Genomic DNA, 20,391 nt, shown 5'->3' on the forward strand with positions numbered 1-20,391 from the left:
TATCGCCGAATGACATTCAAAGCTCCTACCGCACCGGTCAAAGCTTTGAATCACATCCAGAAATCGCTGGGAATCACTTTCGGGCATCCCGTAGCCCCTTGTGGGAGAGGGTGGCTCGCCGCGATAGCGGCGAGACGGGTGAGGGGTATCTCTCCGCGAGCGCCCGTCTCACAGCTGATCTCGCGGACAGAGACCCCTTATCCGGCGCCATAGCCGAAGCTTCGCTTCGGCGTTCTTGAGAACGGCGGCCGAAGGCCACCTTCTCCCACAAGGGGAGAAGGGAAGAACGAGTCCGCGGCGGCGGCTCACCTCAATTAAACGCCATGCCGCCGCTCAGCGCGATGGTCTGACCCGTCATGTAGGCATTGTCGACCAGCAGCATCACCGCCTTCGCCACCTCCTCCGCCGTGCCGAAGCGGCCGAGCGGGATGCGGCTGACGAGCTGTTGCTGTCCGCTCATCATGTCGGTCTCGATCAGCGATGGCGCCACCGCGTTAACGGTGATGCCTTCCTTCACCAGCCGCGCGGCATAACCCCGCGTGAGGCCCTCCATGCCGGCCTTGGACGCGTTGTAGTGCGGCCCTATCGAGCCGGCACCGCGCGCAGCCCCAGAGGAGACGTTGACGATGCGGCCCCACGTCCGGGAGCGCATCGACGGCAGCACGGCCTGCGTGCACAGGAACACGGATTTCAGATTGACCAGGATGGTCCGGTCGAAATCCTCTTCGCTGAGATCATCGATGCCGCGCGTGATCGCGATGCCCGCATTGTTGACGAGGATGTCGATCGGTCCGAGTCCGGCCGTGACGCGCTCGACCATGCCGGCCACGGCCTCGCGCTGCGAGACGTCGGCTGCGGCGACGATGGCGCGGCCGCCGTGCTCGCCGATTTCGCCTGCCAGCTGCTCGGCCTGACCGATCTGCTCGCGGCAGTTGATCGCTACGGCGGCACCGGCTTCGGCCAGCGCGCGACAGACGGCCGCGCCAATTCCGCGCGAGCCGCCGGTGACGAGCGCCGTGCGCCCCTTCAGACTGTCTGACATGAGAAACTCCGATCCGATCACAGCGGGATCGTCGGGCGTCAGCCACTGCCGTTCAAGTCAAAAGGCCGCTACATGAATTAGCGCCGCCGGCGCGCCCTGGTGCGCGCCGCCTTCTTGGCGGCGGCGGAGCGGGTCTTGGCGCCTTTGGTGCGGCTCGCTTTCCGCGCAGCGGCCGAACGTGACGCCGCGGTTCGCCGGCTCGCGGCGCTCTTGGCCTGTTTTGACAACGCGCTGCGCGACGCCGTCGAGCGCGGCTCCTTCTTCAGGACATTTTCCACGGCGCGCGGCACGCGCGGCCGGCGCTTCGGGGTGCGCTTGCCCTGGCCGACCTCATAGGCATATTTGGCGCTGCGGCGCGTCGATTTCTTGGTGCGCCCCTTGCGCGGCGGCGGCAGATCGACGCCGGCGCGGCGTGCCTCGGAAAGGCCGATGGCAATGGCTTGCTTTGTCGAGCGCGCGCCGTGCTTGCCTTTACGAATCTTGTCGATCTCGTCCTTGACGAATTCGCCGGCCTGCGTGCTCGCAGATTTGCCGGCGCGCTTGTCCTGCTTCGCTTTGCGAATGATTTCCTGTCTTGGCATGGGTCGAGTTCCCTTCGAGATGACAGGGATGTCTCACCGCAACGCATAACCCGGACGATTGATCCTTTTCAGTTCCTCAGCGCCGCCAGCAGTTCGTCGGGGCGCTCGGCCATGATCATGTGCCCCGCGCCCGGCACGATGACAGTCTTCGCATGCGGGATCGCCGCCGCCAGCGCCTTGCCGGCTTTCGCGGGGGTCATCATGTCTCGCTCGCCGAGAATCAGCGTGGTCGGGACCCTCACGCTCGCAGCCGCGGCAAGTGCATTCGCATAGGCATTGCAGGCCGACAGATCCCTGAACAGCACGCCCGGCTCGCAATGCTTCAACACGGCCTGCGCGCCGCCATGCATCCAAAGGCCCGGCGCGAGGCTCCCGCCGAGCTCGGCCTTGAAGCCGAGACCCCAGATCGAGACCATGTCGACGGCGTCCTGGTCATTGGCTTCTGCGGCTTTGAGCAGATCCGGGCCGACGGTCATGGTCGCGGCGGTGCCGATCAGGCTCAGCGCAGAAACCTTGTCCGGATGCCGCGCCGCCGCCTCCAGCGAGATCAACGAGCCCATGGAATGGCCGATCAGGTGGGCCTTCGCGGCGCCGGCCGCATCCAGCAGCGCCGCGGTCCAGTCGGCCATCTCGGCGATGGTCGACAGCGACGGCCCGGCCGAGCGCCCGTGGCCGGGCAGGTCTGGCGCCAGCACCGAAAAGCCGTGATGGGCGAACCAGCGCGTGTGCAGCCCCCAGGTCGAATGATCGAAGCCGGCGCCGTGAATGAAGGCGACCGTCGGCAGCGACTTGTCGAAGTCGCGGCCGCCGGTTGTGACAAACACATCGGTACCGTTGACGGAAACCTTCATGGCGTCAGACCTTTTGCGAGATGCGCAGCGCTTGGTTGAGATCGTCGATGATGTCGCTTGCCGTCTCGATGCCGACCGAGAGCCGCACCAGCTCCTCGCCGATTCCGGCGGCCTTGAGCTGCTCGGCATCCATCTGCTGATGTGTGGTCGAGGCGGGGTGGATCACCAAGGTCTTGGCATCGCCGACATTGGCGAGATGGCTGATCATGCGCAGCGATTCGATGAACTTGCGCCCGGCGGGCCGGCCGCCCTTGATGCCGAAGGAGACGATGGAGCCGGCACCGCGCGGCAGCAGCGCCCTTGCGAGCTGAAAGTCCGGGTGGTTCTCCAGCGAGGGATGCAGCACCCAATCGACGGCCTTGTTGGCTTTCAGCGCGTCCAGCACGAGGTGCGTGTTCTGCATATGCCGGTCCATGCGCACGCCCAGCGTCTCGATGCCCTGAAGCAGCTGGAACGCGTTGGTCGGCGACAGGCATGCGCCGAAGTCGCGCAGGCCCTCGGTGCGCGCGCGCATGATGAAGGCCGCGGTGCCGAACTGCTCGTCGAAGACGATGCCGTGATAGCCGCCATAGGGCTCGGTCAGTACGCCGAACTTGCCGGAGCCGCGCCAGTCGAAGCGGCCGCCGTCGACGATGGCGCCGCCGATCGCGATGCCGTGGCCGCCGATCCATTTGGTCGCCGAATGCATGACGATATCGGCGCCGAGCTCGATGGGGCGGCTGAGATAGGGCGTGGCGAAGGTGTTGTCGATCAGCAGCGGAATTTTTGCCTCATGCGCGATCGCCGCGACCTTGGGAATGTCGAGCACTTCCAGCCCGGGATTGCCGATGGTCTCGCCGATCACGAGCTTCGTGGTCGGCCCGATCGCGGCGCGGAACGCGTCGAGATCGCGCGGCTTGACGAAACTGGTGGTGATGCCGAAGCGCGGCAGCGTATGCGCCAGCAGGTTGATGGTGCCGCCATAGAGTGAGCTCGATGCCACGATGTGGTCGCCGGCGTTCAAAAGTGTCGCGATCGCCAGATGCAGCGCGGCCATGCCGCTGGCGGTGCAGATCGCACCGACACCGCCTTCGAGCGCCGCGAGCCGCTCCTCCAGCACACCGGTGGTCGGATTGGAGATGCGCGTATAGATGTGGCCGGCACGCTCCAGGTTGAACAGCGCGGCGGCGTGATCGGAATCCTGGAACACATAGGACGTGGTCTGGTAGATCGGCACGGCGCGGGCGCCGGTTACGGGATCCGGATGCTGGCCCGCATGCAGGCTCAGGGTCTCGAAGGCAGGCGGCTTTGGCGCGGGCATGCGTGGCCTCGTTGGTCGATCGGCGGAGGCCGCCCTTGTGCCACAAAAAGAAGCGCTGCGTCAGCCCATTGACAGCGCCTCTAAGACCGGATCGCCTGCGCGATAAACCCGGCCTCGCGCAGCAAGATCTCCGCGTCTGGTAGCTTCGAACCTCTTCTCGTTGGCCGCGACGATTCCGCGCGTCCTGCGCCGCATCGCGGCGAGGATGGCGATGATGCAGTTCGCGTTCGGCCAGCTCACGGTCAGCCTCCAGCACATCAAGGCCCAACGCGCTCACGCTCCCTTCTGCCCCGCCAGCCGATCCCGCACCTCGGCCGCAATCTCGAACGAGCGCAGCCGGGCGGCGTGATCGTAGATCTGGCCCGTCGTCATCAGCTCGTCCGCGCCGGTCTCGGCGATCAGTGCCTTCAGCTTCTCCTCCACGATTCTGGGCGAGCCGACCGCGGAGCAGGACAGCGCCTGGCCGACACCGGCCTTCTCCGCCGGTGACCACAGCACATCCATGTCGTCGACCGGCGGCGGCAGCGGGCCCGGCGTGCCCCGGCGCAGATTGATGAACTGCTGCTGCAGCGATGAGAACATGCGCTGCGCCTCGGCGTCGCTATCGGCGGCAAACACGTTGACACCAATCATCGCATAAGGCTTGTCGAGTTGCGCCGAGGGCTCGAAGCGCGCGCGATATTCGCGCAGCGCCGGCATCATCATCTGCGGCGCGAAATGCGAGGCGAACGCGAAAGGCAAGCCCAGCATCGCCGCAAGCTGCGCGCCAAAGGTGCTCGATCCCAGGATCCACAGCGGCACCTTCGTGCCCATGCCCGGCACCGCGCGGATCGCCTGGTTCCGTTGCACATCGCCGAGCAGCGCCTGCAATTCCAGCACGTCATGCGGAAAGTTCTCCGCAGCCGTGGCAAGGTCGCGCCGCAGCGCCTTTGCTGTGAACTGGTCGGTGCCCGGCGCCCGCCCGAGGCCGAGATCGATCCGTCCGGGAAAGAGCGATTCCAACGTGCCGAACTGCTCGGCGATGACCAGCGGCGAATGGTTCGGCAGCATGATCCCGCCGGACCCGACGCGGATGGTTTTCGTTCCCCCCGCGATATGGGCGATCACCACTGACGTCGCCGCGCTTGCGATCCCCGTCATGTTGTGATGCTCGGCCAGCCAGAACCGCTTGTAGCCCCAGGCCTCCGCATGCCGGGCGAGATCGAGCGAATTGCGAAACGCCTGCGCGGCGTCGCCACCTTGGCGGATGGGCGCGAGGTCGAGCACGGAGAAGGGGATCATGTGTGGTACCCGTGAAGGGCGCGTGTGCGCGGGGCCTCACATATAGGGGCCCAGGGGTGGGAATGCTGCTCGAACTTGTCGCGCGACTTTGATCTTGACGGAGCAGCGCATCCTTCGCGCTGCAGCCCGCGCCGCCCGTTCACAACACTGTTATTGCGATCTATCGCGCCCTTCGTCTCAACTGGGCGTTTTGCGCCTGTTGTTGTAGCTTGCCGGAGTACTGCTCGGTTGCCAGGAGGAACTGACATGACCACGGTCGTACTCAACCGCCGCAACCTCCTCGCCGCTGGCGGCTCGGTGCTCGCAACCGGGGTTTTGGCGAGCGGAGTTTCCGGGCTGCTGTTGCCCGCCCGTGCCGAAGGTCTCGCGCCGACCGAGTCGATGTCGGGCGGGGCGAACAACTATCGCAAGGGCGCGGCGATCGTGGAGCGGATCGGAAAGGGTGGCTTCTGGATGAGCGGTACCGTGCGCCGCGCCGGCGACGGGGCTCCGCTCGCCGGGCAGCGCATCCAGATCTGGGCGCACACCGTCGAGGGGCAGGAGCACGAGCCGCAGAGTCATGGCGCCACGCTCACCGACAAGGACGGCAAGTTCCGGCTCGAGATGCCGCAGATCATTCCCATCTTCGGCCAGCCGCATGGCCACCTCGCCTATGACAGCGGCGAGTTCAAAACCGTCTTTCTGCGTCCGGTGATGCGGAGCGCAAAGGAAACCAGCCTCGAGGCGCACTTCGTCCTGCAGCCGGCTTGAGCCGCGAATTGCAAATGAAGGGATGGGAATCGGCCCGGGCGATCCTGATCTGGGTCGCCCTTGCCTTGGCCATTTGCGTGCCGATCGCCGCCGCAGCAGGAAGCGACCTGCTCGCTTGGCGCGGTCCGGTCTACATCCTCGCCGGCTTCGCAGGGATCGTCGCCCTCGGTCTTGTGCTCGTTCAGCCCCTATTGATCGGCGGATATTTGCCGGGGCTGTCGGCTTATCGCGGACGGCGTGCCCATCATTGGATCGGCGGCGCGCTGGCCTTTGCGGTGGTGATCCATGTCGCCGGCCTCTGGATCACCAGTCCGCCCGACATGATCGACGCCCTTACCTTCTCATCGCCGACGCCATTCTCGCCCTTTGGCGTGGTCGCCATGTGGGCCATCTTCGCTGTCGCGCTTCTGGCTCTCTTGCGGCGGCGGCTGGGATTGCGGCTGCGAACCTGGCGCATCGTCCATATTCCCCTCGCGATCGTCATCGTCGCAGCCAGCGTGGCCCATTGCCTGCTGATCGAGGGGACGATGGAGACGATCTCGAAGGTTGTGCTTTGTGCGCTCGTTCTCGGGGCGGCCATCAAAGTGATGGCTGATCTGGTTTGGAGAAAGCGGAGGCTGCGCGGAGAGGGCATTGCGCGGCAGTAGGCGTCGGATGGGTAGGGCACTTGCGAAACCCATCGTGCTTCGTCATCGGCAAGCCTCGACGGGCTTCGCTGCCGCCTTGGCTCTCTGCGCTACGGCGGACAAATCGCTCTCCCGATCGCACGAGCTGGACGTGATCAGAGATCACGATTTGTCGTGCGCGTACTTCTCCAGAAGCAGCCGATTATATTCATCTCTCACGGCTCTCCGCGAAATATGCCCTTTTCGGTCTTTGGCAATCTTCAGAAGATCGGGATCAGTCGGTGCCCGTGATTTCCGCCTAAATCTCGCAAAGAGTGGGGTCGTAGGCGCCGACGTCCTTCCAAACAGCCGGTCAAACCATCCCATTGTGTCCTCCCGGACAGACGGCAGATTACGACATTATCACCATGAATTTGAGGGTCAAACGGATTGCGTCCGCGGCTAATGGCCCCGGATTACGCTTGCACTCCATCCGGGTTGCGCCACTGGAAAAAGCGAACGGTGCGCGGCGGGAGTGTTGCGTGGCGGCAAGCGTAGGATGAGTAGAGCACTTGCGAAATCCGCCACGTTTCGCCGCCGAACGGGTTTGGTGGATTTCGCTACCGTTTTCACTGCCTGAGCTACGGCGGACAGATCGCGCTAGCCATCCTACGCGTATTTTGTTGGCCTCTTCTTGCGAACACGTCGGGCATCGTCAGCGCCGATGTCTGCTGCTCTGCTTGCCGCAGATGGCGACGGGGCGTATCCTTGCGTGATGGCTGTCAGCGCTCCTGATCTGAAGGCGTTCCTGCTCGCCACGCCGTTCTTCGGTGGTCTCCCGAAACCGAGTCTCGACCTCCTGATCTCGATGCTGGTCGAGCGCCGCTTTGATGCCGGAGCAACCGTCGTGGCGGAGGGCGAGCAGGGACGCTCGATGTTCATCGTCAAATCCGGTCGGCTGGCGGTGCGCAAACGGGCGAATTCGGGGAGCGTCATCCCAATTTCCGCTCTGGAGCCTGGTGATTTCTTTGGTGAAATGACGCTGATTGAAATGCAGAATCGCTCCGCCACGGTGATGGCGGAAGGGCCGACGGTGCTGTACGAGTTGACCGCCCAAAAGCTCTACGCTTGCTACAAGGCCGATATCCACGCCTATGTGATCGTCCTGCAGAACATCAATCGCGAATTGTGCCGACGGCTGCGCCGTGCCGACGAGCGCTTCATGGGACAGCGGATGCGTGACGACAATTGACCGTCCGTAGACGGGTACAGCGCTTGCGAAACCCATCATGCTTCGTCACTGAGGCAAGGCCTCGATGGGTTTCGCTTCGCTCTAGCCATCTTACGAGCTAGCAGACGTCGACTTGGTCTGTGCTTCACTAACGCTCCGTTAAACAGCGAGCCATAAAGCAGCCTAGCGGATTGTGAGTAAAACAACTCGCATGCGCTACGCTCGTGAAGGAATTGGTTGCGCCTCAAGTGCGTCGCTATTGCGAGATATTGAAACAAGAAGCCACTCAAAACTGTCGAGCCGATTAAGAGTATGGACCAGCTTTTTACGGCCAAGTTAATAGTTAATCTCCTCGCAGGGGGGCTAGTGGTCTTCGTTGTCTTAGCGCTGCTCAGGTCCGTGATAAGTGGTGGCAAGCGGGTTGTTTGGGAAATTCTGCGAGTTACGGCAGGACTGGTATGCATGTGTATGGTCGGGCTTTCCCGGCATGGCAACATCGGTCCATGGGGCGCGTGGGTTGGCTTCGGCGGCATCGTTGCATTGCTATTGGCAAGTCTATTCGTTGGTCGCTCGTACAGGTTCAAGGGAAAGCCGCCGTAACAAAGCTGATATCGGGTCACTGCAATTTTTACCCGTCGGGCAAAACACCCGCCCCATACAAAACCTCATCAATCCCCTGCCGTAAAAATATTCCACTTTACCGAAATTCGGAATTGCGGCATTCTCCCACCCATCCCGGCCCGAGGAGAGGGACGATCGTACGTCGTCACGAAACGTGGGCGGGGGTGCGGTGGACGCGGCAGCGTCGGGCATGCCTAGGCGAGGCCAGGGCGAGATGAACCTCGTGAGGTCCTTGACTGCGTGCGGACGGACGGCGCCCGTGTCCGGCGAAGCCCTTTGGGTGAAGCCGGATTGCTGCGTACGGCAAAACCGTGTGGTCCTGACCGTCGTTGCTACGGTCAAGCCTTGCGGAGATGCTTTGAGGCTCAACCGGGCCTCGCGGCATCGCCAATTCGCGAGGTGACGGAGGCCAGAAGGAACTCGGCTCCGGGGAGAGCAGGCATAAGCCGTCAAACCACTGCGCAGGGAAGGCCGTGTGTTCGGCTTCACCTGTATGCCGCTGTGCAGTTTTTCTGCGTGTGCTTTCGCACAGCGGACCGTGGGTGCCAGCCGGCACCCGGCCTTCCCTGCGCCCTCTTCACCGAAGAGGGGCGCGGAATAGAGCAAAACTCGGGCGCATCGAGCCACGAGAATGCCTTGTCATGTGTGGAACACTGGTGCTGCCGGACAGGATTGAACTGTCGACCTCTCCCTTACCAAGGGAGTGCTCTACCACTGAGCTACGGCAGCAGATGCTGGCACAGAATCGGGCCGCCACCAGGCCCGCCAAGCGGGGCGATGGATGCCACAAGGCCCCCTCATGTGCAAGCTTGCCGGCCCTGCCAAATCGAGAAAATCGGCGCGGTTGCCCGACCGAGGCGGCCTTATTGCCCCGAAATGACCGATTTTGGGGTGATTTTTCTGCCGGCGAGCCCCAGCCATCTGGCCAGTTGGTCCCGCCCTCGAATTCGACCAAATCTCGCTGGCTTCGTTGCGCCGGCCTCTTGTACCTCTTGAGATGTCGTCATTCGGTGGCATCCTGCCGCCGACAACGTGATGGGCCACGATGAGCGACGAGACTGACAAGACGCGGGCCGCTGATCGCCGGCAGGACCGGCTGAAATCGGCGCTGCGCGAAAACCTGAAGCGGCGGAAGGTGCAGGCGCGCGAACGCGCCGCAGGGACCGAGCCTTCGCAGAACGACGATGATTCCCTGGGTAAGGGGACCGCCGGCGAGACCGGCAGTTGAAGGCCGGCGGCTAACATTTTGGAGTGCATCGAAGTGGCAATGGGGCAGGACGGACAGCAACGAACCGACCGCGACGCGCTGATGTCGCGGTTCACCCGTCCCGAGCAAACCTTTCCGACGCTGGCATCAGCCGAGATCGCGCGTATCAGGCATTTCGGCGAGGTCCGCAGCTATGCCGACGGCGAGTTCCTGTTCGAGACCGGCAAGCCCGGGCCCGGCATGTTCGTCGTGCTGTCTGGCCATGTTGTCATCGCCCAGCGCGACGGGCTCGGCCATGTCACGCCCGTGATCGATCAGGGGCCGGGGCAATTCCTCGCCGAGCTCGGCCAGCTCTCGGGACGGCCGGCGCTGGTCGACGGACGCGCCGAGGGCGATGTCGAGGTGCTGCTGGTACGCCCGGACCGGCTGCGCGCGCTGCTGGTGGCCGAAGCCGAGCTTGGCGAGCGCATCATGCGCGCGCTGATCCTGCGCCGGGTGAGCCTGATCCAGGGCGGCATTGGCGGCCCCGTGCTGATCGGTCCGTCGAACTCCGCCGGCGTGGTGCGCCTGCAAGGCTTTCTCACCCGCAACGGCCAGCCGCATCATCTGCTCGACCCCAACAGCGAGCATGACGCCGCCGAGATCATCGCGCGCTATTCGCCCGAGCCGGAGGATTGGCCGCTCGTCGTCACCGCCGACGGCACCGTGCTGCGCAACCCCAGCGAAACCGCGCTTGGCCGCGCCATCGGCATGATCGGCGGCGCGAAGGATGACCGCATCTACGACGTCGCAATCGTCGGCTGTGGACCGGCAGGCCTTGCGACGGCGGTCTACGCGGCGTCCGAAGGGCTGTCCGTCGCCGTGCTCGACACCCGCGCCTTCGGCGGTCAGGCCGGCGCCAGCGCGCGCATCGAGAATTATCTGGGCTTTCCGACCGGCATCTCGGGCCAGGCGCTTGCGGGTCGCGCCTTCACCCAGGCGCAGAAATTCGGCGCCGAAATCATGATCCCGATGTCGGTGAAGTCGCTGGACTGCTCGCGCAGCGCCGGTACGTTCGCGCTGGCGCTGGATTGCGGCGACACATTGCGGTCACGCGCGGTGGTGGTCGCGAGCGGCGCGCGTTATCGCCGGCCCGAGATCGAGAACCTCGACAAGTTCGAAGGACGCGGCGTCTGGTACTGGGCATCTCCTGTCGAGGCGCGGCTCTGCGCCGGCGAGGAGGTGGCGCTGGTCGGTGCCGGCAATTCGGCCGGCCAGGCCGCCGTGTTCCTGTCGGGGCATGCGAAGAAGGTGTTGATGATCATCCGCGGCGGCGGCCTGGGCGCGAGCATGTCGCGCTATCTGATCGAACGCATCGAAGCGACGCCGAACATCGAATTGATATTCAACACCGAGATCACCGCGCTCGAAGGCGACGAGGCTTCGCTGCTGCGCCGCATCCGCTGGAAAAGCCGGCTTTCCGATGACGAGGATTCTGCCGATATCCGCAATCTCTTTCTGTTCGTCGGCGCCGATCCCGCCACCAACTGGCTCGACGGCTGCGGCGTCACGCTCGACCGCGGCGGCTTCATCGTGACCGTCGCGCAATCCGAGCAGAATCAGGGCCGGCTGGTGGCGCCGCTCGAGACCTCCGTGCCCGGCGTCTTTGCCGTTGGCGACGTCCGCTCCGGCTCGGTCAAGCGCGTCGGCGGCGCCATCGGCGAAGGCGCGCAGGTCGTGGCCTCCCTGCACGGCTATCTCGGCGACGCCGCAAAACCGGCGCTTTAGGCAAGCAGAAGACAAGGGAATGTAGCTTGCCATCTTGTCGGCAGCTACAGACTATCCCCTCATCCTGAGGAGCGCGCCTAAGCGCGCGTCTCAGGCCCCGAACCACGATCCGGCCCTCATGGTTCGAGACGCGTGCTTCGCACGCTCCTCACCATGAGGGTCTAAACACAATATGTTCAAGGGAGGACTAAATGGCTGAACTCGTCGTGCTCTACAAGACGCCCAAGGATGCTGCGGCCTTCGACAAGCATTATGCCGAGACCCACATCCCGCTCGCCAAGAAACTGCCCGGCTTGAAGAAGTACGCGGTCAGCACCGGCCCGGTCGGCTCTCCCGCTGGTCCTTCCGGAGTCCACCTCGTCGCCATTCTCACCTTCGACAGCGTGGCCGCCATTCAGGCGGCATTCGGCAGCGCAGAAGGCAAAGCGGCAGCGGGCGACGTGCCGAAATTCGCCAGCGGCGGCGCCGACCTGCTGATCTTCGACACCAAGGAAGTGTGAACCACGCGCAAGGGCGGCCCGCATATCGCGGGCCGCTCTTCGAAGATGAATCAAGTTCGTCGAAAACCTGCTGTCGTTTGTGACAGCGCTGCAAAAAATCCGAGCACGCGTTTGTCTTTTCGCACGATGGCGCATGGCTCGGGGCGCATGTGCGGCGCCATCGCATGTGGCAATCCGATGAGGACCGTAATATCAATCGCCTGACCTCAATGCTGGACACGTAGGAGAGACGTCATGGTGCTTGGGTTGAGCCTGTCTGCGTTTACGATGATCCATGCCGTCATCAGCCTGATTGCCATCGTCGCGGGCCTCGTCGTGATGTTCGGCCTGCTCGGCTCGAAGTCGATGCCGGGCCTCACCGCGATCTTCCTGCTGTTCACTATCCTGACCAGCGCGACCGGCTTCCTGTTTCCTTTCGAGAAGCTGCTGCCGTCGCACGTCATCGGCATCATCTCGCTGTTGCTGCTCGCGATCGCCTGCATCGCGCTCTACGGCATGAAGCTCGCAGGCGCCTGGCGCCCGATCTATATCGTGACCGCGATGGTCTCGCTCTATTTCAACGTCTTCGTGCTGGTCATCCAGTCGTTCCTGAAGGTGCCGGCGCTCGCCGCGCTCGCGCCCGCCGTGCCGCCGGCGCCGCCCTCGGGTCCGGTGTTCGCGGTGGTACAGGGCATCGTGCTGGTGTTCTTCGTGCTGCTCACCATCGGCGCCTGGCGCCGCTTCAGGCCGATGGCGTTTGTCTGATCGTTCAAGGAGCCTAGCAATGCCCACCATCACCACCAAAGACGGCGTCGCGATCTTCTACAAGGATTGGGGCTCGGGCCAGCCGATCGTGTTCAGCCATGGCTGGCCGCTCTCGGCCGACGACTGGGACGCGCAGATGTTGTTCTTCGTCTCGCACGGCTACCGCGTCATCGCGCATGACCGCCGCGGCCACGGCCGCTCGGCGCAGGTCGCCGACGGCCACGACATGGATCATTACGCCGACGACCTTGCCGCGCTGACCGCGCATCTCGACCTCAAGGACGCCATCCATGTCGGCCACTCCACCGGTGGCGGCGAGGTCGTGCACTACATCGCGCGCCACGGCGAGAGCCGCGTCGCGAAAGCGGCGCTCCTGGCCGCGGTGCCGCCGCTCATGGTGCAGACCGCGGCCAATCCCGGCGGCCTGCCGAAGAGCGTGTTCGACGGTCTCCAGGCGCAACTCGCGGCCAGCCGCACGCAATTCTATCGCGACCTCCCCGCCGGCCCGTTCTATGGCTACAATCGTCCCGGCGCAAAGCCGTCGGAAGCGGTGATCCAGAACTGGTGGCGCCAGGGCATGATGGGCGGCGCAAAAGCGCATTACGACGGCATCGTCGCGTTCTCGCAGACCGACTTCACCGAGGACCTGAAGAAGATCAACGTGCCGGTGCTGGTCATGCACGGCGACGACGACCAGATCGTGCCTTACGCCGATTCCGCACCGCTGTCGGCCAAGCTGCTGAAAAACGGCATCCTCAAGACCTACAAAGGCTTCCCGCACGGGATGCCGACCACGCACGCCGAGACCATCAACGCGGACCTCCTGGCGTTCTTCAAGGAGTGAAGCTTCGCGTGCTCCGCCGGATCTCACCATCGCTCGTCACCGCGCCATGATCCGCGTCGCCCGGGAGAGGTAAGATGCTGAAAATGGAGGATATCAATAGCCTCTAGTCCGCTGCGCAGATAGTTTGGCGCGGAAATTTCGGCGCTCGCGCGCGTTGAGTCCCGTCCGCCCTTGAAGGAGAAGCGTCGGCGATGTCTCCCCAGCTCAAACTGATCGCACTTGACGCCGACGATCTCGCTGTCATCTCGACCCATGTCCAGGACGCCCGTGTCCAGGCCTCCGACATCATCTGGCGGCAGAGCGAGAAGCGGCTTGTCGTCGGCATGAGCCGGCTGGACTGGGAGCAGACGTTGGAAGGCGAGGCCGAGCCGCGCCGGCTGGTCGCCGCGCTCCGCTTCGACCGCGTGCTTGCCTGCAAGTCGCGCAACATCGACCTCGCCGCGCCGGACAAGGTGCTGGACCTCGTCGGCATCGAGTTTCACCCCCAGGGTGGCCGCAGCGAGGAGCCCGGCGGCAGTGCCCTGCTTCTGTTCGCCCAGGGCGGCGCCATCCGCCTCGACGTCGAATGCCTGGAATGCGAGCTGACCGACCTCGGGACGGACGCGCTGGGGGCGGGTCCGGGGATCGAGGGGTGAGAATGGCATGCCAAGCCAACGCATTCCGCTGTCGTTCTGGCGAAAGCCAGGACGACAGCGGAGGGAAACGACCCGGCCCAAGGGTTGACGCCGCTTCCCCGCCGCGCCATTGAGCAGGGGTCGGGTGAGCCAATCCGCCCCAAAGACCAGCCAGAAGCCCAGCCAAAATGCCCGTTCGTCTCGACCGCAGCAGCGCCGATTTTGACCAGCGATTCGCGGCCTTCCTCGCCGCCAAACGCGAGGTCTCGGCGGACGTCGAGGCCGCCGCGCGCGCAATCGTCGACGACGTCGCCAAGCGGGGCGATGCGGCCCTGCTCGAGGCCACGAAAAAATTCGACCGGCTTACGCTGGATGCCGCCTCCCTGCGCGTCACCGCCGCCGAGATCGAAGCCGCGACAAAGGCCTGTGATGCCGCGACGCTGGACGCGCTGAAGCTCGCGCGTGACCGCATCGAGATCTATCACCGCCGCCAGCTTCCGACGGACGAACGTTTCACCGACCCGCTCGGCGTCGAGCTCGGCTGGCGCTACACCGCAATCGAATCCGCCGGCCTCTATGTGCCCGGCGGCACCGCGGCCTATCCGTCCTCGGTGCTGATGAACGCCGTGCCCGCGAAGGTCGCCGGCGTTGCGCGCCTCGTCATGGTGGTGCCCTCGCCCGACGGCAAGCTCAACCCGCTGGTGCTGGCGGCAGCCCATCTCGGCGGCGTCACCGAGATCTACCGGGTTGGCGGCGCACAGGCCGTGGCCGCGCTCGCGCACGGCACCGCGACGATCGCCCCGGTCGCCAAGATCGTCGGGCCCGGCAACGCCTATGTCGCCGCCGCAAAGCGGCTGGTGTTCGGCAAGGTCGGCATCGACATGATCGCCGGCCCGTCCGAGGTGCTGGTGATCGCCGATGACACCGGCAATGCCGACTGGATCGCCGCGGATCTGTTGGCACAGGCCGAGCACGATGCCAGCGCGCAATCGATCCTGATCACCGATTCCGCGCGGCTTGCCGCCGAGGTCGAAGAGGCAGTCGCGGCGCAGCTGAAGACGCTGCCGCGCGCTGCGATCGCCGGCGCCTCGTGGGCCGATTTCGGCGCCATCATCATGGTGAAGGATATTGCTGGCGCCATCCCGCTCGCGGACGAGATCGCCGCCGAGCATCTCGAGATCATGACGAGCGATCCCGATGCGCTCGCCGCCAAGATCCGCAATGCAGGTGCGGTGTTCCTCGGTGCGCATACGCCGGAGGCGATCGGCGATTATGTCGGCGGCTCCAACCACGTGCTGCCGACAGCGCGCTCGGCGCGGTTCTCCTCGGGCCTGTCGGTGCACGACTTCATCAAGCGCACCTCGATCCTGAAATGCGGCCCGGATCAGCTGCGTGCGCTAGGTCCGGCCGCGATGACGCTTGGACAGGCGGAAGGGCTGGACGCCCATTCGCGCTCGATTGGATTGCGCCTCAATCAGTCATGACAAGGCCGCCCGAACAGGACGACTCGACCAATCGCATCGTCGGCGTCACGCTGGACGAGGACTCGATCGGCCGTTCCGGGCCGGACATTGAGCATGAGCGCGCGATCGCGATCTACGACCTGATTGAGCAGAACTTGTTCGCGCCCGACGGTGCGGAAGGGCAGGGCCCGTTCACGCTGCATATCGGCATCACCGGCAACCGCCTGATGTTCGACATCCGCCGCGAGGACGGCACGCCCGTGGTCGCGCATCTGTTCTCGCTGACGCCGTTCCGACGGATTGTGAAGGACTATTTCATGATCTGCGACAGCTATTATCAGGCGATCCGGACCGCGACGCCGGACAAGATCGAGGCCATCGACATGGGCCGCCGCGGCATCCATGACGAGGGATCGCGCACGCTCCAGGAGCGGCTGAAGGGCAAGGTGCGGGTCGATTTCGAGACCTCGCGCCGGCTGTTCACGCTCATTACTGTCCTGCACTGGAAAGGCTAAGCGCGATGGCGGCGCCGCCACGCGCACGCGATCCGCAATCGGTGCTGTTCGCCTGCGCGATGAACAGCGTGCGCTCGCCGATGGCAGCGAGCCTGTTGCAGCACATGTTTCCGCAGGGCCTCTACGTGAAGTCGGCCGGTGCCAGGAAGGGCGACCTCGATCCATTTGCGGTGTCCGTGATGGCCGAACTCGGCCAGGACATCTCTGCCCACAAGCCGCAGACCTTCGAGGAGCTGGAGGATTGGGAGGGCCTGAACTTCGACCTCATCATCACATTGTCGCCGGAGGCCCACCACAAGGCGCTGGAGCTGACCCGCACGCTCGCCGCCGAGGTCGAATACTGGCCGACGCAGGATCCCACCACCATCGAAGGCAGCCGTGACCAGAAGCTCGCCGCCTATCGCGCGGTTTGCGATCAGCTCTTGATGCGCATCCGCAGGCGGTTCGCGAAGGTGGGTGCGGCGAGCGGATAGCATGCGGCGTGCGTAACACCCGCGTCACAGAGCGCACGCACACGCGTGTTGGCAACTCTCGAATCACCAAACCTCCGGTTCCCGGGTTGTGAAACCGGCCCCCTTCCGATAGGTTCCGCGCGCAATTCACCCCGCTTCATCCCCCAAATCACCTGATGCTCGGCCGCCCCAAATTCGTACTTGCCTCCGGTTCGCCGCGGCGCCTTGCGCTGCTCAATCAGGCCGGCATCGAGCCGGACGCGCTCCGGCCGGCCGACGTCGACGAGACGCCGAAGCGGGGCGAGCTGCCGCGCGCCTGCGCCAACCGCCTTGCGAGGGCCAAGGCCGATGCGGCGCTCAAATCGGTGCAGCTGGATGATGAGCTGCGCGGCGCCTTCATCCTCTCTGCCGACACCGTGGTGGCGGTCGGCCGCCGCATTTTGCCCAAGGCCAACCTGGTCGACGAAGCCGCGCAGTGCCTGCGGCTGCTCTCGGGCCGCAACCACCGCGTCTACACCGCGATCTGCGTCGTCACGCCGCGCGAGGCCTTTCGTCAGCGCCTGGTCGAGACCCGCGTCCGCTTCAAGCGCCTGTCGGAAGACGACATCCAGGCCTATATCGGCTCGGGCGAATGGCGCGGCAAAGCCGGCGGCTATGCTGTGCAGGGCATCGCCGGCTCGTTCGTGGTCAAGATGGTCGGCTCCTACACCAACGTGGTCGGCCTGCCGCTGTACGAGACCACGACCCTGCTCGGCGGCGAGGGCTTTCCGATCCGCTTCGGCTGGCTCAACGCCACCGCGCTGTGAGCACGACAGCGCCGTCGACAAAAATCGCGAAACAACCCCATGCGCAGTAGAATGGCCCCACCGGCCCGCCGCGCGAACGCCTGCGCCGCCGAGGAACCCGTTTTCCCGCCAGGCTGTTGAACTCCTTCACCTCGTGTAAGCGCCGACACCATGAACGATCACCTCAAAACGCCCGCCAAACCCCTCAAGACCTGCCCGATCTGCGGAAAGCCGCAGTCGCAGGCGACCCGCCCGTTCTGCTCCTCGCGCTGCCGCGACGTCGACCTGAACCGCTGGCTGAAGGGCTCCTACGTCATCCCCGGCCGCGACGACGAGGTAGACGACGTAGAATAGAAAGCAATATCAATGATTTGTTGAGTTCAGGAACGCCGCGCGCAGCCGCGGCGATACTGCCCCACCTTGTGCACAGCCGGGCCGCGCCCGGCGCAGCCTTCAGGCGAAGGCGGGTGGACAGGCCGCTCTCGGCCCACTATAAACCGCCCGCTCGATGGGCTTTGGCCCCTCTCTTGGAGCACGCCCAGGTAGCTCAGTTGGTAGAGCATGCGACTGAAAATCGCAGTGTCGGTGGTTCGATTCCGCCCCTGGGCACCAACTACGCTTTCTCGCGCTGAAGCACGAAGTTAAGTAAGGCCAAGATCGGCACGCGTTACGCGCGCGCTGGCCGTTCCTGGCTGGGCATATGCGACGGTCTACCTGCACCTCCAGGCGAACGCCGGAGCGGCGCAGAATTTCGTCACCAGCAATGGCGCGCGCGGCTCGGTTGTGACCGGACTCAACGCGCATGGGGACGCCCTTGCTCTTGGCATCACCTACACCTCTCCCTTTTCGGTCCTGGGCGGCCAGGCCGTCTTCTCGCTCATCACGGCGCCGGGTAACGTCGGCATCGGCATCGACGCCCAAACCCTCTAGCAAGCCGGCGTTGCGCAAATGAGCGCCATCTCCGCCGGGTCACTTCAATGCGGCACTGAGCCAGCATCGCTGCAGATGGCCTGAAAGGTGGCAGTTCGACGTCCCAAGAGCCCGCTGCTCTGCCGCATCCGCTCGCTGTACGCGCCCGGCTGCAGCTGATATGCTCTTGGCCATAGGACGGTAAATGGCAGCTGGCCACAGACTTTCCCGCGATGCCGGCCTTCTGATCGGATTCGATCCCGCTCGCATCTTCTCGCAACGCCTCGATATAACGCTGAACAAATTCGTCTACGGCTGCCGCGTCCCTCGCTCACATTGGGAGATGTGCCATGGCTGCATCGGACTGGCGTCTCGAAGGCGAATGGATGAAGAATTGCACCTGCGCGTTTGGCTGCCCCTGCGATTTCAATGCGCCGCCCACCAAGGGCTATTGCAAGGGAATGTTCGGCATGCGGATCGCCAAAGGACATTTCGAGGGAACCAGGCTCGACGGTCTCTGCTTCGCGATCACGGTCGATTTCCCCGGCCCGCTGCATGAAGGCAACGGGACAATCCAGCCCATCATCGACGAACGCGCCGCGCCGGAACAGCGCCAAGCGTTGTTCAATATCTTTTCAGGCAAGCATTCGGCCGAGGGTACGTTTTTTCAGATTGTCAGCCTCATCGTCACCAAGATCCACGATCCGATTTTTGCCCCCTTCGAATTTTCCTTCGACAAGGACGGCCGCGTCGCAAAACTCATCGCCACGGGCGTGCTCGAGACCGACGTCGAGCCGATCAGGAATCCGGTGACGGGTGATCCGCATCGCATCCAGGTGGTGATGCCCGAGGGATTCGAGCACAGGGCTGCCGAGGTCGCGTCCGCCAACATCCGCTCGACCGGTGCGATCCCGTTCGAGACCCAGGGCACGCACAGCTCGCTCGCCCATGTCGTGCAAACGCCCGAGGGCATTGCGGCATGATGCGGCGCTGACATCGAGACGAGGCCTCGGTGTCGGCGCCTCATCGCGATCCTGGAAAAATCCATGCGGGGGCGCGTGATGCTGGAACGCCTACTTCACCGCGACCGGCTGATCGTCGCGATCGGGACCGCTACGGTGGCGGCGCTCGCCTGGGCCTATCTCGCCGGGGGCGCCGGCATGGACACCGAGATGATGGCCGCCATGCCGGACATGGCGCCAATGCCGTGGACGCCACTCTACGCTGCGCTGCTGTTCGTGATGTGGTGGGTGATGATGATCGCGATGATGGCGCCGAGCGCGGCACCCACCGTTCTCTTGTATGCGACCGTCAAGCGCAAGCAGGAGACTGCATCCCGGGCCGCAATCGACGCCTGGATCTTTCTCGCCGGTTATCTCGTGACATGGGCGGGGTTCAGTGTTGTCGCGGTCGTGGCGCAATCGGCGTTGGAACGCTTGGGATTGCTGTCGATGGCGATGGCCAGCACCAGCGCAATCTTGGGCGGCAGCATTCTGCTGGCCGCAGGCCTCTACCAGTTCACGCCGCTCAAACATGCCTGCCTGCGCTACTGCGACAGCCCGCTGCTGTTTCTCAGCCGGCATTGGCGGCCCGGCACGCGCGGAGCATTCCGGATGGGAGTTCGCCACGGCAGCTATTGCGTCGGCTGCTGCTGGTTTCTGATGGCATTGCTGTTCGTCGGCGGCGCGATGAATCTGGCCTGGGTCATCGGCATTGCGCTCTATGTCGCCGCTGAGAAACTGCTGCCGCTCGGCCGGCGATTGAGTTATGCGGCGGGCGCGGTCCTCATCCTGTCCGGCACGATCGTTCTGGCGCGCGCGATGTGAGAGGCCGGGACCGATGACCAATGCTATCGCCTTCCAGCCGCCTCCGTGGTCAAACTGATGTCGTCAGAAGGATTGAGCTTTGCCCCAACCAAAGCTTAAGGCTGCTTCACCTGGCTTCGCGCTATGAACAGCACCCGCGCGGCGCTTGCGGCCGCGGCGCCACCAAAGTCGTGGCGACGGGCCGTGAGGAGGCTCAGCTCCACTTCGCTCCCTTGGCAAGGTCCTTCCAACAACCGTCTGCGCGTGGCGCCTATGTCCATTCGCAATTGTGAGACTTGAGCACGAGCCGCGTTCCCGCCTCCGTGCTATTGCTGCTCCTCGCAATCCCGCGAGGCCCCCATGCTCCCTACTCCCGCCGACATCTTCACCGAGCCCGAGGACGTTTCGCCCGACGGCCTTGCCAATCTCGGTCCGCTCCGCCGTCTCGCCGGCAGTTGGCACGCGGACAAGGGCCTCGGCGTCAATCCGAAGGCGGAGGGGCCGGAGCAGCGTGCCAAGGCTGG

General features: G+C 64.6%; 22 protein-coding genes, 2 tRNA genes and 1 pseudogene. 19 read left to right on the plus strand and 6 right to left on the minus strand.

Translation table 11 applies throughout. The annotated features are described in order from the left end of the window. Positions 1-310 precede the first annotated feature (310 nt). The 5 genes from IVB12_RS00015 to IVB12_RS00035 all read right to left on the minus strand — a co-directional run bounded on the left by IVB12_RS00015 (position 311) and on the right by IVB12_RS00035 (position 5,055). Entirely contained in the window at positions 311-1,042 is a 732-nt protein-coding gene (locus tag IVB12_RS00015; protein WP_247294421.1) for an SDR family NAD(P)-dependent oxidoreductase, read from the minus strand. 77 nt (positions 1,043-1,119) lie between these two features. After that, positions 1,120-1,623: a DUF6496 domain-containing protein gene (locus tag IVB12_RS00020; protein WP_247294423.1), complete on the minus strand. Its 504-nt coding sequence runs from the start codon at positions 1,621-1,623 to the stop codon at positions 1,120-1,122. 68 nt (positions 1,624-1,691) lie between these two features. Continuing rightward, the gene (locus IVB12_RS00025; RefSeq protein WP_247294425.1) at positions 1,692-2,474 is read right to left on the minus strand and encodes an alpha/beta hydrolase; all 783 of its coding nucleotides are present in this window, start codon (positions 2,472-2,474) and stop codon (positions 1,692-1,694) included. Between the two features lie 4 nt (positions 2,475-2,478). Beyond that, complete coding sequence (locus tag IVB12_RS00030) at positions 2,479-3,774, minus strand: O-acetylhomoserine aminocarboxypropyltransferase (protein WP_247294428.1); 1,296 nt, start codon at positions 3,772-3,774, stop codon at positions 2,479-2,481. A gap of 273 nt (positions 3,775-4,047) precedes the next feature. Beyond that, positions 4,048-5,055 carry an LLM class flavin-dependent oxidoreductase gene (locus IVB12_RS00035; RefSeq protein WP_247294430.1) on the minus strand — a complete coding sequence of 336 codons (1,008 nt, stop codon included), beginning with the start codon at positions 5,053-5,055 and terminating at the stop codon, positions 4,048-4,050. A gap of 246 nt (positions 5,056-5,301) precedes the next feature. Here IVB12_RS00035 and IVB12_RS00040 point away from each other — a divergent pair, with 246 nt between their 5' ends. The 3 genes from IVB12_RS00040 (at position 5,302) to IVB12_RS00050 (ending at position 7,662) form a co-directional block, all read left to right on the plus strand. Continuing rightward, positions 5,302-5,805, plus strand: a complete 504-nt coding sequence (locus IVB12_RS00040) for a Twin-arginine translocation pathway signal (RefSeq protein ID WP_247281471.1) — start codon at positions 5,302-5,304, stop codon at positions 5,803-5,805. A gap of 14 nt (positions 5,806-5,819) precedes the next feature. Next, on the plus strand, positions 5,820-6,452 hold the full coding sequence (locus tag IVB12_RS00045; protein WP_247294432.1) for a ferric reductase-like transmembrane domain-containing protein: 633 nt from the start codon (positions 5,820-5,822) through the stop codon (positions 6,450-6,452). A 733-nt stretch (positions 6,453-7,185) separates the two neighbouring features. Beyond that, positions 7,186-7,662: a cyclic nucleotide-binding domain-containing protein gene (locus IVB12_RS00050; protein WP_247294590.1), complete on the plus strand. Its 477-nt coding sequence runs from the start codon at positions 7,186-7,188 to the stop codon at positions 7,660-7,662. 1,254 nt (positions 7,663-8,916) lie between these two features. Here the strand turns inward: IVB12_RS00050 and IVB12_RS00055 are convergent. Further along, positions 8,917-8,991, minus strand: a tRNA-Thr gene (locus IVB12_RS00055). Positions 8,992-9,307: 316 nt separating this feature from the next. Here IVB12_RS00055 and IVB12_RS00060 point away from each other — a divergent pair. The 16 genes and pseudogenes from IVB12_RS00060 to IVB12_RS00135 form a co-directional block, all read left to right on the plus strand. Beyond that, positions 9,308-9,490 carry a hypothetical protein gene (locus IVB12_RS00060; protein WP_247294434.1) on the plus strand — a complete coding sequence of 61 codons (183 nt, stop codon included), beginning with the start codon at positions 9,308-9,310 and terminating at the stop codon, positions 9,488-9,490. A 39-nt stretch (positions 9,491-9,529) separates the two neighbouring features. Further along, a complete protein-coding gene (locus IVB12_RS00065) occupies positions 9,530-11,236 on the plus strand; it encodes a cyclic nucleotide-binding domain-containing thioredoxin-disulfide reductase (protein ID WP_247294591.1) in 1,707 nt (568 codons plus the stop codon). Positions 11,237-11,427: 191 nt separating this feature from the next. Continuing rightward, positions 11,428-11,736, plus strand: coding sequence for an EthD family reductase (locus IVB12_RS00070; protein WP_247281469.1), 309 nt, complete (start codon positions 11,428-11,430; stop codon positions 11,734-11,736). 234 nt (positions 11,737-11,970) lie between these two features. Further along, the gene (locus tag IVB12_RS00075; protein WP_247294438.1) at positions 11,971-12,480 is read left to right on the plus strand and encodes a hypothetical protein; all 510 of its coding nucleotides are present in this window, start codon (positions 11,971-11,973) and stop codon (positions 12,478-12,480) included. Positions 12,481-12,499: 19 nt separating this feature from the next. Next, positions 12,500-13,324, plus strand: a complete 825-nt coding sequence (locus IVB12_RS00080; protein WP_247294440.1) for an alpha/beta hydrolase — start codon at positions 12,500-12,502, stop codon at positions 13,322-13,324. A 191-nt stretch (positions 13,325-13,515) separates the two neighbouring features. Continuing rightward, positions 13,516-13,959, plus strand: a complete 444-nt coding sequence (locus IVB12_RS00085) for a DUF2948 family protein (protein WP_247294442.1) — start codon at positions 13,516-13,518, stop codon at positions 13,957-13,959. 167 nt (positions 13,960-14,126) lie between these two features. Next, positions 14,127-15,422 carry a histidinol dehydrogenase gene (gene hisD / locus IVB12_RS00090; protein WP_247294443.1) on the plus strand — a complete coding sequence of 432 codons (1,296 nt, stop codon included), beginning with the start codon at positions 14,127-14,129 and terminating at the stop codon, positions 15,420-15,422. Beyond that, on the plus strand, positions 15,419-15,916 hold the full coding sequence (locus tag IVB12_RS00095) for a UPF0262 family protein (protein WP_247294445.1): 498 nt from the start codon (positions 15,419-15,421) through the stop codon (positions 15,914-15,916). Before hisD ends, IVB12_RS00095 begins: the two co-directional genes overlap by 4 nt. A gap of 5 nt (positions 15,917-15,921) precedes the next feature. Further along, entirely contained in the window at positions 15,922-16,389 is a 468-nt protein-coding gene (locus IVB12_RS00100) for a low molecular weight phosphatase family protein (protein ID WP_247294447.1), read from the plus strand. 155 nt (positions 16,390-16,544) lie between these two features. Then, positions 16,545-17,174, plus strand: coding sequence for a Maf-like protein (locus IVB12_RS00105; protein ID WP_247294449.1), 630 nt, complete (start codon positions 16,545-16,547; stop codon positions 17,172-17,174). 150 nt (positions 17,175-17,324) lie between these two features. Continuing rightward, positions 17,325-17,507, plus strand: a complete 183-nt coding sequence (yacG, locus tag IVB12_RS00110) for a DNA gyrase inhibitor YacG (protein ID WP_247281461.1) — start codon at positions 17,325-17,327, stop codon at positions 17,505-17,507. Between the two features lie 182 nt (positions 17,508-17,689). Then, a tRNA-Phe gene (locus IVB12_RS00115) sits at positions 17,690-17,765 on the plus strand. Positions 17,766-17,936: 171 nt separating this feature from the next. After that, on the plus strand, positions 17,937-18,083 hold the full coding sequence (locus IVB12_RS00120) for a hypothetical protein (protein WP_247294452.1): 147 nt from the start codon (positions 17,937-17,939) through the stop codon (positions 18,081-18,083). A 329-nt stretch (positions 18,084-18,412) separates the two neighbouring features. After that, positions 18,413-19,045, plus strand: a complete 633-nt coding sequence (locus IVB12_RS00125) for a DUF1326 domain-containing protein (RefSeq protein ID WP_247294455.1) — start codon at positions 18,413-18,415, stop codon at positions 19,043-19,045. Positions 19,046-19,108: 63 nt separating this feature from the next. Next, positions 19,109-19,888: a DUF2182 domain-containing protein gene (locus IVB12_RS00130; RefSeq protein WP_247294459.1), complete on the plus strand. Its 780-nt coding sequence runs from the start codon at positions 19,109-19,111 to the stop codon at positions 19,886-19,888. A 339-nt stretch (positions 19,889-20,227) separates the two neighbouring features. Further along, a pseudogene (locus IVB12_RS00135) lies at positions 20,228-20,380 on the plus strand (FABP family protein); the annotation flags it as partial. Positions 20,381-20,391 lie beyond the last annotated feature (11 nt).

Origin of the sequence: Bradyrhizobium sp. 179, assembly GCF_023073535.1 — a bacterium.
GTDB lineage: Bacteria > Pseudomonadota > Alphaproteobacteria > Rhizobiales > Xanthobacteraceae > Bradyrhizobium.

What these genes read in the sequence shown, in the direction of transcription:
- IVB12_RS00015 (WP_247294421.1), bottom strand. Translation starts at nt 1,042, where the DNA reads ATGTCAGACAGTCTGAAGGGGCGCACGGCGCTCGTCACCGGCGGCTCG.
- IVB12_RS00020 (WP_247294423.1), bottom strand. Translation starts at nt 1,623, where the DNA reads ATGCCAAGACAGGAAATCATTCGCAAAGCGAAGCAGGACAAGCGCGCC.
- IVB12_RS00025 (WP_247294425.1), bottom strand. Translation starts at nt 2,474, where the DNA reads ATGAAGGTTTCCGTCAACGGTACCGATGTGTTTGTCACAACCGGCGGC.
- IVB12_RS00030 (WP_247294428.1), bottom strand. Translation starts at nt 3,774, where the DNA reads ATGCCCGCGCCAAAGCCGCCTGCCTTCGAGACCCTGAGCCTGCATGCG.
- IVB12_RS00035 (WP_247294430.1), bottom strand. Translation starts at nt 5,055, where the DNA reads ATGATCCCCTTCTCCGTGCTCGACCTCGCGCCCATCCGCCAAGGTGGC.
- IVB12_RS00040 (WP_247281471.1), top strand. Translation starts at nt 5,302, where the DNA reads ATGACCACGGTCGTACTCAACCGCCGCAACCTCCTCGCCGCTGGCGGC.
- IVB12_RS00045 (WP_247294432.1), top strand. Translation starts at nt 5,820, where the DNA reads ATGAAGGGATGGGAATCGGCCCGGGCGATCCTGATCTGGGTCGCCCTT.
- IVB12_RS00050 (WP_247294590.1), top strand. Translation starts at nt 7,186, where the DNA reads ATGGCTGTCAGCGCTCCTGATCTGAAGGCGTTCCTGCTCGCCACGCCG.
- IVB12_RS00060 (WP_247294434.1), top strand. Translation starts at nt 9,308, where the DNA reads ATGAGCGACGAGACTGACAAGACGCGGGCCGCTGATCGCCGGCAGGAC.
- IVB12_RS00065 (WP_247294591.1), top strand. Translation starts at nt 9,530, where the DNA reads ATGGGGCAGGACGGACAGCAACGAACCGACCGCGACGCGCTGATGTCG.
- IVB12_RS00070 (WP_247281469.1), top strand. Translation starts at nt 11,428, where the DNA reads ATGGCTGAACTCGTCGTGCTCTACAAGACGCCCAAGGATGCTGCGGCC.
- IVB12_RS00075 (WP_247294438.1), top strand. Translation starts at nt 11,971, where the DNA reads ATGGTGCTTGGGTTGAGCCTGTCTGCGTTTACGATGATCCATGCCGTC.
- IVB12_RS00080 (WP_247294440.1), top strand. Translation starts at nt 12,500, where the DNA reads ATGCCCACCATCACCACCAAAGACGGCGTCGCGATCTTCTACAAGGAT.
- IVB12_RS00085 (WP_247294442.1), top strand. Translation starts at nt 13,516, where the DNA reads ATGTCTCCCCAGCTCAAACTGATCGCACTTGACGCCGACGATCTCGCT.
- hisD (WP_247294443.1), top strand. Translation starts at nt 14,127, where the DNA reads ATGCCCGTTCGTCTCGACCGCAGCAGCGCCGATTTTGACCAGCGATTC.
- IVB12_RS00095 (WP_247294445.1), top strand. Translation starts at nt 15,419, where the DNA reads ATGACAAGGCCGCCCGAACAGGACGACTCGACCAATCGCATCGTCGGC.
- IVB12_RS00100 (WP_247294447.1), top strand. Translation starts at nt 15,922, where the DNA reads ATGGCGGCGCCGCCACGCGCACGCGATCCGCAATCGGTGCTGTTCGCC.
- IVB12_RS00105 (WP_247294449.1), top strand. Translation starts at nt 16,545, where the DNA reads ATGCTCGGCCGCCCCAAATTCGTACTTGCCTCCGGTTCGCCGCGGCGC.
- yacG (WP_247281461.1), top strand. Translation starts at nt 17,325, where the DNA reads ATGAACGATCACCTCAAAACGCCCGCCAAACCCCTCAAGACCTGCCCG.
- IVB12_RS00125 (WP_247294455.1), top strand. Translation starts at nt 18,413, where the DNA reads ATGGCTGCATCGGACTGGCGTCTCGAAGGCGAATGGATGAAGAATTGC.
- IVB12_RS00130 (WP_247294459.1), top strand. Translation starts at nt 19,109, where the DNA reads ATGCGGGGGCGCGTGATGCTGGAACGCCTACTTCACCGCGACCGGCTG.